Origin of the sequence: Butyrivibrio sp. AE3009, assembly GCF_000420845.1 — a bacterium.
In the GTDB taxonomy this organism is placed as follows: domain Bacteria; phylum Bacillota; class Clostridia; order Lachnospirales; family Lachnospiraceae; genus Butyrivibrio.
On record NZ_ATVS01000042.1, the window covers coordinates 18570 to 29879 of the forward strand.

Genomic DNA, 11310 nt, shown 5'->3' on the forward strand with positions numbered 1-11310 from the left:
TCAGTCTCCTATTTCTTCCTTAAGCGCAGCAAGCAGAATATCGTTATCCTCAGTGTTTCTTACCGCCAGGCGAAGGTAATTGTGGCCATTGGTCTTGGTGGTCAGTTCCTTGATAAGAAGGTTATGCTTTATAAGGAGCTTTTTAAGTAGCTCTTTAGGTGAAATATCATCATCCAGCTGTACCATTACAAAGTTGGCCTGTGAAGGGATCACCCTGATCTTGTTTATTTTTGAAAGCTGCTCTTCAAATCGCTTTCTCTCATCCCTGAACTTCTTTAAAGCCTCTGCATAGTCCTTCTTGTACTTTTCTTCAATCTGCATATAAAACTCACCAAAGGAGTTGATATTCCAGATTGCCACATCCTTTTTCATGGATGCTATAACCCTGATATCTCCGGATGCCAGAACCCCGAGCCTAAGTCCCGGAACGCCATAGGACTTGGAGATACTCTTCATCACAAAAAGATGCGGGTTTTCCGAAAGAATACTCTGCTCAATAAGGGTGTTGTCCGGCTCGTCTGAAAAATCCGCAAAGGATTCATCAATGACAAGCTTTATGTTCTTTTCTCCTGCCCAGGAAATAAGGCGAAGAAGATCTTTTTTAGGTATATAATTGCCGCTTGGGTTATCCGGGTTAACTACCACAAGGTTCTTAATATCCTTGTCTGCGAAAAAGCTCATAATGTCATCACAGGTATAGGAATAATCCTTGTTTTCCGGCACAAAATTAACAGAAGAGTCAGTGTCATAGCGGTTTGGATACTCATCAAAGGTAGGACGGATAAATCCTGTTTTTCCCTCAAAGTTCTCCATAAGGCTCTTGATCAGCTCCGCGGCGCCGTTGCCCACAAGTATATTCTCAGTGTGGACGCCGAAATTCTTGGCCGCCAGAAGGCTGTTCACACGCATTCCCGAAGGGTACTGTGTCAAAAGAGTATCGAAATTTGCCCTGATCTCATCCTTCATCTTCTCCGGAGGATAATATGGGTTTACCAGGTAGCAGAAATCCAAAAGCTTAGGATATCTCCAGTATCCGCCATAGCGTCCCTGAAGAAGCCTTACCTTTTCGTCTTCATCGGGAGTGAAGATCGACTCTGCGATATCCAGGTCCTGAATATCGTCAATCTCATACCATCTCTGGCCATCAAGCCTCTTTGCCCTGATCTCGGGATCATCCAGCATGGTTATAACTCTGAGCACCTGTTCGTAATATTCGTTCTGACCCAGAGCAGCCTGATATGCCGAAAGGAACGGTACATAGTGGGTCTGTGAAAAGTGCCTGCTGAATTTATATATATTTACAGTTTTGTAGTAATCCTTTATCTCGTTAAATTTGAATTTTTTACCGGGAATAAACGCCTCGATGCTGTCATCCACAGAGAGTTTGACACAGGTTCCGTCCATCCAGGCTTCATACTTGTCAACAAGGGCCAGTGTCGGCCTTGGATCCTCTATAAGAGCATCAAGAACACTGTCCTCAAATATAAGATCCGATTCAAAAAGAAGTGTATCCTCTTCCAGAAGATAGTCCCCGGCCAGGGACAATGAATATATATTGTTGGTCCTGTCATAGATGGGATTATCGATATACTCAATAGGTGTCTTTATTCCCAGCGTTCCGATATAGTCAATAAGTTTCCTGCCCTCATAGCCAACAACAATGACTATTCTGGACAAGTTCTTTTTTTCAAGCTGGCCAAGCATTCTCTCTATCAGAGATACTCCGTTGACCTTTACCATACATTTTGTATTATTCTGGGTGAGTTCTTTTAATCTCTTACCCATTCCGGCTGCCAGAATTATTGCCTGCATTATTCGTTCTCCTCAAAGTGTACTATTCCCATCTTTTTGGGTGTCATATAGTCTCCGTAGACGAGCCTTAACTCCCTGTCATAATCTTTGGGACAGGGGAACTTGTCTTTTTCCAGAAGAACCATGGTGGCTTCCTCGTAGGTATCAAAGTCGTACAGTGCCTGAATTCCAAAGGCAAAATTACTTGTGAACCTGCAAGGGGTCTTAACATTTTCGTATTTTCTCTGCTGCCTGTCATACATTCCGATAAGCTTTTCCAGGGAAAAAAGTCTGCCTATCAGGCCGATAAAAAATATTCCAAGCTTCTGAGGGCCTTTATAATCGCTATAATCTATTCTTTCCCTCTTGGAAATGCTAAGGGCATGTATCACCTTCAGCTTAAAATACATTTTCTTAAGGGCCTTGCCATCCGGTATGCGGTCCACAAGAAAAACGTCCACAGCAGGGTGATTCTGAAGGCTTCCTGTCTCTTTCAAAATATACTGCGTGTTAATTATTCTTGGAACGAAATCAAAGAAATAAGGCTTGTTATCTATTGGCTCTGTGAACTTATAGGGCGCCTTAAGGTTTGCTTTCATGGCACTTTTAAAGCGCTCATAGTCTTCTCTCATAACCTTTATGTCTATGTCATCATCCCAGGGGATAAAGGCATTGTCTCTTACGGCGCCGATTTCTGTGCCAAAAGCAAGAAAATACCGGATGTCGTTCTCTTTACAGATCCTGTCAACATCCAGCAACATGTCATAAAGAATATTGTGAAGCTCGGTTATCGATTCTGCTTTTTTCATATAAATCTTCCATCAATTCTCTAATATTTCCGGATCCACGTAGATAATATATTTTCCCACGGTATCCAGCACCTTAAGTCCAAGCTCTGTAAGGTCTGTATCTATTTTTCTGTCATTGGCAAGAATGATATAGCTGCACTTGGTCTCTCTTGTGGCATTCACAAGTTCCTCGGCATTTATGACCTTTGGCTTTTCCATAACCTCAAAAACAGGGTTATAGTAGTCCTTCCCGGGCTCCAGCATCTCTCTGCCGTAGGGCATAAGGATATTTGTGTCATACTGCCTTACAAAATGAACCAGCTCAGAAGGGAACGCCGCCCTGACACGAGGCTTTCCCTCATCAGGGGTTATCCTGTCGCAGATCTCTATCACATTATCCGGAATGTGGTACAGGTTCTGGGCAACAGAGACATACTGATTGAGATAGACCAGTGAGCCGCCGGCTGCTATAACCGCAAGTATAAGCGCCATTACAATGCGTGAAACCGCTTTTTTCTTAAAAGAAAAGATGAGTTTGCAGGCTGCGTAACCTATTACCGCATACATGGGAATAAGCCACAGCACCCGGTAATATGTATCGCCTCCATCGCTATTAAACACAGCAACATAAACAATCTTGGTCACAGGGAAAAGAAATCCCGCCAATACAACAAGGGGGAGGATTCCCAACATGACCTTCTTTTTGATATTTTCTTCTTTGAACGTAAGATAGATGGCCGCTGCCAAAAACAGTACCAGCAGCACTCCGTTACCGCCGTATAGCTTAAGGGCCACCCAGCATTCCATAAAAATTCCGTACATATCAGGCCCCCCGTAAAGACATGTAAACAAGCACGTATATCATACTTGGTATCACGCTGACAAAAGCGCCCAAGAGACATGTCCATTTTTTTCTAAAAAACAACAGTACCAGTGTATAAAGAGCTACCAGACCTCCTCCGAAGACTATTCCTAAGGAGCTGCAGATGCCGGAAAGCATATTTACAAGAGTAAGAATGAACCAGGGCGCCACCTTCTGCATCCAGGTGAGCTTCCCGTTTCCTGAGGTTTCTCTGATATCCTCAAGGAGCCATAAAAAGATCCAGAGAATAAGGGGAAATACCAGGTTGGCCACCATAGCCTTACCCTGCCAGGTTCTCATGAGAAAGAAGGTGGCCGGGGTATATATTGACACATTTCCAAACATCATAAGGAAGGATACCACCAGCATGAATACAGGGATAACTTCCTGTCTTCTTCTGAAAAGGATTCTTCCTATCTCAACATAAACAAGGTACACAAAAGGAATAACAACCAGCGGAATGATGCTGTGAGCTACTATGGTCGAATGAACTCCGCTGCCCTTTGCCACAAAGGCAATCCACATTGTTATAACCGCAAAGGCATGTCTGATATCCAGGCTGGTGGAAATACCCGTATAGGGGTGAATTGTGTTCATAACATCCACTTGCTGAGCCAGCAGGGATTCAACCACATAATAGGCATCATCGCCGTCAAAGCTGGACATAACAACTGCCAGCACCATCTGAACCGCTAAAAGCACAAAAAAGATACCCCAATAGATCCTGGCCTCCACTGAATAATCCAGTTTAAGCCCCTTGGGATCAGACCTTGGGCTCATCAGCTCACGGGCTCCCGCATGGGTATCTCCCGGAAATACCGATAAAAAGCTTGGTCCTTCTTTTACAAGCACAAGTATGAGTCTTGTAAGTCCCAGAACCGCCAGCACAATTGAAGAAGCGAAAAAATATCTGTAACAGTATCCGAAGGCTCCATAGGTAATCCTCGTCATACAAGGGATGGCAATGATCTCAAAAAGTCCGAAATAAGCAAGATATCCCAGTATGAAGGTAATGCCCACGGTGCGTCTGAATATGGGAAGTATGCCGTTAAGTAATATTCCGATCAGCATCGGAACAATCAAAAGCCATAGAATTAAAAGCATTGGTAACTATCCTCTCATTTAGACATTACGAGCTTAAGGTGCTCCTGAAGGATGCCGATTCCGGTGGTGTTCTCACCGCCTCTTGGAATAATGATGTCGGCATATTTTTTGCTGGGCTCAACGAACTGCTCGTGCATGGGCTTAACAGTCTCTCTGTACTGCATAAGAATTGAGTCGATGGATCTTGCTCTCTCCACCATGTCACGTCTGATTCTTCTCATAAGTCTCTCGTCGGCATCGGTCTCAACGAAGACCTTGATGTCCATAAGGTCCCTGAGTTCCTTGTTCTCAAGGATAAGAATGCCTTCAACGATGATTACCTTCTTGGGAACAACATGGACAGTGGCATCTGACCTGTTATGGATTGTGTAATCATAAACAGGCATGTCAATTTCCTGATTGTTCTTGAGTTTCTTGATATCCTCGATCATAAGATCGGTGTCAAAAGAAGCGGGATGGTCGTAGTTAAGTCTTGATCTGTCCTCATAGGAAAGGTCGTCATGGGCCTTGTAATAGGAGTCGTGATTGATGACAACAATATCGTCTCCAAAGTTCTCCTTTATCTTACGTACTATTGTGGTCTTTCCTGAAGCTGTTCCTCCGGCTATTCCAACTATACAAATCTTCTCGCTCATAATATTCCTTTCCTTTAATCCGTTCTGTATCTGTTTCCATAGGACCTGTAATATCTGTGGGTCAGGACCTCTCCGCTGGCCGGGTCATAGGTGATGACCTGAATATCGAAGTCAGCGTGCTCATCGTCATACAGGTAATTCATTTCCTCATTCTCTTCGGCATAGAGGAACCTGAATCTTGCCTCTACAGGCTGATAAATTAAGTTACCCATAGCCGTGGGAACGCCTCCCAAAAATCCGTCATCAAAGGCCTCATAGGTCTTGCCGCTTCCCACATCGTTTATAAGGATGTAGGGGCCGTTAGCCTGATAGATGGTGTCTGTTCCTGCGATGTTACTCACCATTTTCCTCAGAGTATCATCGTGGAAGGCTCCGCTTCCCTGATTGAAGTAGACAATTCCTGATACCTCATTAAGAGATAGAAGTTCAAGCTCCGTGTACAGATCGTCTTCCGATGCTGCCATATCCGAAATGCTACCGTAGTAAGCATCTGCCTTGTTCTGCCAGTCACTGTAGGAAGCATCTCCTCTATGATCTGCAAGGTCAGCGTTGTCTGTAAGCCACTGTCCCAAGAACCTGCTTACCTTCTCGGCGCCTGAGGCATTAAGGTGTCCTGTGTCGTTGAGATCCGTCCTAATATCTATTATATCCTTATCAAGCATATTAATATATGGCACGCCATATTCACCTGCGACAGCGCCTGCACTGTTTGCTGCGATCTTGTCGTCTGTATCTGCGCAGAAGGGAAGATAGGTAACAACAACTCCTATACCGTCTCTCTGACACTCATCGATGATCTTGCGAAGATACTCCTGTCCCACGGTGTGCCCCGATAAAAGAGCTCCCTCCTGAGGATCCGGGTAAGTAACCGGAGTCTTCTCAACATCATATCTCATCTCAGCTCCAAAAAGCTGATTCCTGTCAGCATTTCCCGTAAGAGCTCTGTAGTCATTTTCGTCAAGCTCGCTCCATCTGTCATGATATACAATGAAATCGAACAAAAACTGATTTCTCTTGTCCGGGTCTTTGATAAGATCGTTCACTGCCGCAATCTTGAGCCTGCCAAGAGGCCATGCATCCATATTGAGATGGAGCTGTTCCACAGAGGTATTGATATCCCCGGGATCTGCATTCTCCTCCATCACATCAAGATACTGATAGTCCTTCTCAAGCATATAGGCATCAACTACAACCCACTTGGGCTTGCAGTAGTCCAGCGCCTCAATGAGCTCCCAGTAAGTGGCCTGCATTACGGAGCCATGGCCTCCCATATTGTAGGCGGTTATGCCGTAGTTCCTGTACAGAGTTGCGGGATTAACTGCGTTGATCACATGGGAGGAGCCCATAAACAACACATCAATCTGATCGTTTTTGGCTTTGTCAAAAAAGTCTGCGTATTTATAGCTGCTCTCTTTTCTTCTCACCACCACTGTCGCTGCCAGAATGCAGACTGCAAGGAGTAGGAAAAAAACTGCCGCTTTACAGAAATTCAAAATCTTAGTTTTCATAAGCACCTGTTTTCGTATTTTTTATCAGAACTGCTGGTAAATAAAGCTGGCTGCATCGTAGCCGGGACCCCAGATACCACATACCAGAATCACCAAAACCGCCGCGATGGCTACAAGGTATCTAAACCATATTCCCTGAGCCATAATCTTCTCTCTGATCACAACTCCCTTGTAATTCATGATGTCGACTATCACAAGAATGCCGATGCCGATCAACGCCAGCAGCATATTGGCTTCGTTAAGGCCATGAGCAAATAACTCGCCGCTTGTGAGTGCCCAGGGCGCGGGATGCATACAGGTCTTAAGTATTCCCACTGCCTGCGAAACGCTGTCAGCCCTGAAGAATACCCATGCAAAATTAACCAGCAGGAAGGTAACGATAACCTTATAGAGCACATGTGAAAAAGAGCTTCGGTTTACCTTAAAGAGCTTAACTGCTCCATCTCTTACAGGCTTAAGAACAAACCCGATTATCTGATACACAGCATGGAGAAGTCCCCAGAGTATAAAGGTGTAATTCGCTCCGTGCCACAGACCGCTCACAGCAAATACAATGATGATATTGATGTATTTCCTGACAGTTCCCTTCCTGTTTCCTCCAAGAGGGATATAGATATAATCCTTGAAAAAGCTCGAGAGAGATATATGCCATCTTCTCCAGAACTCTGCGATTGACATGGACAGGTAGGGGCTGTCAAAGTTCTTCATAACATCTATGCCAAGTATTCTGGCAGCTCCGATGGCAATATGTGAATACCCGCCAAAGTCACAGTAGATCTCGAAGGTATAGAATATCGTGGCAAGAAGCGTGACAAGACCGCTTGTGCCGCTTCCCGAATACACGGAGTTAACGAAGATTCCAAGTCTGTCGGCCACCACCAGCTTGAGGAAATATCCCCAGAGCATCTGCATAGAGCCATCCCTTAATCTGTCATAGTCAACGGACAGCGGATAAGAAAACTGAGGAAGGAGATCTCCTGCTCTCTCAATAGGTCCCGATATAATCTGAGGGAAGAAGGATACATAGAGCGCATATTTGACTATGTTTCTCTCGGCCTTAAGATCTCCTCTTTTGACATCAATAAGATAGCTTATTGCCTTGAGCACATAGAAGGAGATTCCAATCGGTGCGATGATGCGTGATGCTATAGTGTCCTGCGCTTCTTTCCCGATAATGCCAAAAACAGTTCTCTCGAAAAAGCCCAGGTATTTAAGGACCAGGATCATTCCGATGTTGATAATAAGACAAAGTACAAAGATAAGTTTGTCTCTGCCTTTTTTGTCTCCCTCTTTGTCCAAAAGAAGTCCTGCAAAATAGGTGGTAAGTATGGACAGCACAAGAACTATCGAGCCCTTTACATCAATACTTAAGTAAAAGGCGGCACTTGTAATAAACAGCCATACATATCGCCATTTTCTTGGGATTATGAGATTTATCAAAACCACTATGGGCAGGAATATCAAAAATCCAAAAGATATGAACTGCATTGCTCCTCCAAAGTTTAGAAATTAATCCTTTTTTCTTCTACCACAAGAGGTCTTCCGATGACACGGGTGTTGATATTGAGAATGTACTCACCCATAAGACCTATGAACAATAGCTGAATCGCTCCCATCATGAACATTCCGATGATCATGGGCGCATAGCCCGCATGGAAACTATACCAGTGGGTCAGCTTAAGGACCAGATACACCAAAGCCACGATGATATCGATGAGAGCTATCACAAAGCCCGCCATGGTGCAGAGGCGAAGGCCCACCTTGGTATAAGAGGTGATGCTCAACATGGCTGCATCGTACAGGGTATAGAAATTGTTGTGAGTCTTGCCGGCCTTTCTCTTAGGCTGCTCGTACTCAACGGTGATCATGTTGAAGCCCTCTCCGTACTCCGCAACGATTCCTCTGATGAATGGAATGGGATCGTGAAGGCTCCTAAGGAGCTCAATAAAGGTCTTATCATAGAGCCCGAAGCCGGTGAAATGCTCAATCATCCTGACATTGGACATATTCTTGATAAGCTTGTAATAAATGGTTCTAAGGAAATAAATAAACCCGTTCTCCTTACTGGAGGACTTGACTCCGCTGACTATCTTGTGGCCCTCTTCCCACTTTTTGACAAATTCGGGGATGAGTTCAACGGGATCCTGGAAATCGGCGCAGACAGGAATGACGCAGTCTCCGTCAAGGGAGATCATTCCGTAAAAAGGAGAATTGAACTGGCCGAAATTGGTGACGTTAAAGATTGCTTTGATCTTACTGTTGCCGGCGCAGATCTGTTCTATCTTGTCTCTTGTGCCATCGGTGGAGGCGTTGTCGATGAAAACAATCTCATAGTCATAGGAGGACAGCTTTGTCTTAAGAACCTCCTCAACGGCTGATGATATGCCTTCCACGTTCTCCACTTCATTAAAACATGGGATCAAAATACTAATCTTTTTCATAAATAAAACCTCTAAAATAAAACTACAAAAAACAAATTGCTACTACGAAATAAGTGCGGTGCAATGAAACACCGCACCGCATTATTTAATGTTTGTGTATTAGTCTATCTCTACAGAGTCGTCCTCAGTCTCCTTGTCGGAACTGGTCTCGTGATACTCCTCCTCGGTGTTGACATTCCAGATGTTACTGCGATCTGTAGCGCCGCTAAGGATATTCTTAACAACCTCAAAGGATGTGCACATTGAATGGTCGATGTTGTTGTATCTGTGCTGACCGTTACGTCCTACGCAGTAGAGATTGTCGATGGTATTAAGATAAGCAACCAGCTTGTCCATCTCATCATAGGTGTCAAAGTAAGCAGGATATGCCTTCTTAACTCTCTCCATGTGATAATCCATAACCTGAGCTGCATCGTCGATAAGTCCCAGGGATACCATCTCTGCAATTGCCATCTTAGCGAACTGATCCTCTGTCATATTCCACATGTCATCGCCTTCAAAGCAGAAGTACTCAAGTCCAACCCATACGGTGTGCTCGAGATCCTTGACAAGATAAGGTGACCAGTTGTTGTAGATCTGGAAACGTCCCATCTTAACTGTTCTGTCCTGAACATATACCCAGTTGTCGGGAACGATGTTGCCGATGGTCTTGATATTGGTCTTGTTCACAAGATTGAGCTTGGGAACAAGGACACCAAGAGTCATGTAATCACGATAAGGAAGTCCTGCTGCAATTCTTGCGGGGTCTGCGGGAACATCGTTCATTCCTGCAACCAGATCCTTGATAGGCATTGAGCTGATAACAATATCGCCGTCCATATCGATGCTCTGACCGTTCTGAGTATAGGTAATACCCTTGACGTGGTAGCCGTCCTTGCGGATTCCTGTAACCTTGGCATTCATGATAATAGTTCCGCCAAGCTTCCTGATCTCATCTGCGGTTACGTCCCAGAGCTGACCGGGACCGAGCTTGGGATATTTGAATTCCTCGATAAGGGAAGTGTTAACCTTACGGTTCTTAACCTTAAACAGTCTTCCAAGATAGTCTCTGATAATTCCGAAGATGGAAAGGCCCTTGGTTCTCTGCTTGCCCCAGGAGGCGTCGATCTCGCTTGGATGTCTGCCCCAGAGGTTCTCGGTGTAGTACTCGAAGAACATCTGATAGAGCTTCTTACCGAAATTATTGATATAAAGGTTCTCAAGATTGTCCTCGGGTCTCTTGTGGAATACGGAGCCCATGTATGAGAATCCAACCTTAAGAGTTGTAAGGAAACCAAAGTTCTTGAAGGTCTCTGCCTTAAGTGAAATAGGATAATCATAGAACTTGGAATCAAAGAGAATACGGGATACGCGGTGTCTCTTCAGCATAACCCTGTCTGTCTTCTCCGGATCGGGACCGCCCTCTGCCATGGTCATAGGTCTGCCCAGTACTATATCGTCGTATGTGGGTGAGCCCTGCTGAGGGAGCATCTTGTCCCACCATTCGTTGACCTCGGGAACCTTGGAGAAGAATCTGTGTCCTCCCATGTCCATTCTGTTACCCTTATAATTTACGGTTCTGGATATTCCGCCGAACTGCTCAGTCTCCTCAAAAACAACTACTTCGTAGTCCTTGGATTTGGATAAAAGTTCGTAAGCAGCTGTGAGTCCTGCGGGTCCTGCTCCGATAATTAGCGCTTTTTTCATTGATTTTTCCCCTGATTTACATAGTATCTCTATTAAACAACATAAGTAGTATAACGCAGTAAGTCCATTTCTTCAAATTAAAATGATATCTTTTTCTCCCTCAAAATGTTTCATTTAATCTCAAATTTGTTACAATATAGGTTGTAGTTCATTTTGATAGTGTCAAATGATCTATGAAAAAACTGAGTAGAAAAAATAGGCTCAGATGAACCTTGGAAATTGCAGATATATAGGTTGAGGTAGCCGGACGCCACCCTTGACAGCACAAAAAATAACTGCTGACGGTTAATCACCGACGGCGAAGAACTCAAGAACAATCAGATTTTCTCCGTCGTTTGCAGCAGTGTAGCAGTTATTTTTTGTCCCATAAAGGACAAGCCGCTAAAGCGGTGGCTAGGTTAATACCTCGGGCTCAGAATCTAAGAACAATCAGCTGGCAGCCTGAAGTTCAAGTATCTTCTTCTGACCGAAGTAGATCATCAGCTGCCACCTAGC

The 11310-nt window shown here is 44.4% G+C and carries 9 protein-coding genes; all 9 read right to left on the reverse strand.

Annotated elements, in window-relative coordinates:
* Complete coding sequence (locus G588_RS0115790) at positions 1 to 1812, reverse strand: aminotransferase class I/II-fold pyridoxal phosphate-dependent enzyme (RefSeq protein WP_022779683.1); 1812 nt, start codon at positions 1810 to 1812, stop codon at positions 1 to 3.
* Positions 1812 to 2600 (reverse strand): LicD family protein, encoded by a 789-nt coding sequence (locus G588_RS0115795; protein WP_022779684.1) that lies wholly within the window; start codon positions 2598 to 2600, stop codon positions 1812 to 1814. Before G588_RS0115795 ends, G588_RS0115790 begins: the two co-directional genes overlap by 1 nt.
* Positions 2601 to 2612: 12 nt before the next feature.
* Positions 2613 to 3401 carry a hypothetical protein gene (locus G588_RS0115800; protein ID WP_022779685.1) on the reverse strand — a complete coding sequence of 263 codons (789 nt, stop codon included), beginning with the start codon at positions 3399 to 3401 and terminating at the stop codon, positions 2613 to 2615.
* Between the two features lies 1 nt (position 3402).
* The gene (locus G588_RS0115805) at positions 3403 to 4545 is read right to left on the reverse strand and encodes a DUF6077 domain-containing protein (protein WP_022779686.1); all 1143 of its coding nucleotides are present in this window, start codon (positions 4543 to 4545) and stop codon (positions 3403 to 3405) included.
* Positions 4546 to 4559: 14 nt separating this feature from the next.
* Positions 4560 to 5180, reverse strand: coding sequence for a uridine kinase (udk, locus tag G588_RS0115810; RefSeq protein WP_022779687.1), 621 nt, complete (start codon positions 5178 to 5180; stop codon positions 4560 to 4562).
* 14 nt (positions 5181 to 5194) lie between these two features.
* Entirely contained in the window at positions 5195 to 6688 is a 1494-nt protein-coding gene (locus tag G588_RS0115815; protein WP_022779688.1) for a hypothetical protein, read from the reverse strand.
* Positions 6689 to 6712: 24 nt separating this feature from the next.
* Positions 6713 to 8176, reverse strand: coding sequence for an MBOAT family O-acyltransferase (locus G588_RS0115820; protein WP_022779689.1), 1464 nt, complete (start codon positions 8174 to 8176; stop codon positions 6713 to 6715).
* A gap of 14 nt (positions 8177 to 8190) precedes the next feature.
* A complete protein-coding gene (locus tag G588_RS0115825; protein WP_022779690.1) occupies positions 8191 to 9129 on the reverse strand; it encodes a glycosyltransferase family 2 protein in 939 nt (312 codons plus the stop codon).
* Between the two features lie 99 nt (positions 9130 to 9228).
* Positions 9229 to 10815, reverse strand: coding sequence for an NAD(P)/FAD-dependent oxidoreductase (locus G588_RS0115830; protein ID WP_022779691.1), 1587 nt, complete (start codon positions 10813 to 10815; stop codon positions 9229 to 9231).
* Between the last annotated feature and the right edge of the window lie 495 nt (positions 10816 to 11310).

Bases quoted from the DNA above. Each gene is read 5' to 3' on its own strand.
- G588_RS0115795 (WP_022779684.1), bottom strand. From the start codon at position 2,600: ATGAAAAAAGCAGAATCGATAACCGAGCTTCACAATATTCTTTATGAC.
- G588_RS0115820 (WP_022779689.1), bottom strand. From the start codon at position 8,176: ATGCAGTTCATATCTTTTGGATTTTTGATATTCCTGCCCATAGTGGTT.
- G588_RS0115815 (WP_022779688.1), bottom strand. From the start codon at position 6,688: ATGAAAACTAAGATTTTGAATTTCTGTAAAGCGGCAGTTTTTTTCCTA.
- G588_RS0115790 (WP_022779683.1), bottom strand. From the start codon at position 1,812: ATGCAGGCAATAATTCTGGCAGCCGGAATGGGTAAGAGATTAAAAGAA.
- G588_RS0115825 (WP_022779690.1), bottom strand. From the start codon at position 9,129: ATGAAAAAGATTAGTATTTTGATCCCATGTTTTAATGAAGTGGAGAAC.
- G588_RS0115805 (WP_022779686.1), bottom strand. From the start codon at position 4,545: ATGCTTTTAATTCTATGGCTTTTGATTGTTCCGATGCTGATCGGAATA.
- G588_RS0115800 (WP_022779685.1), bottom strand. From the start codon at position 3,401: ATGTACGGAATTTTTATGGAATGCTGGGTGGCCCTTAAGCTATACGGC.
- udk (WP_022779687.1), bottom strand. From the start codon at position 5,180: ATGAGCGAGAAGATTTGTATAGTTGGAATAGCCGGAGGAACAGCTTCA.
- G588_RS0115830 (WP_022779691.1), bottom strand. From the start codon at position 10,815: ATGAAAAAAGCGCTAATTATCGGAGCAGGACCCGCAGGACTCACAGCT.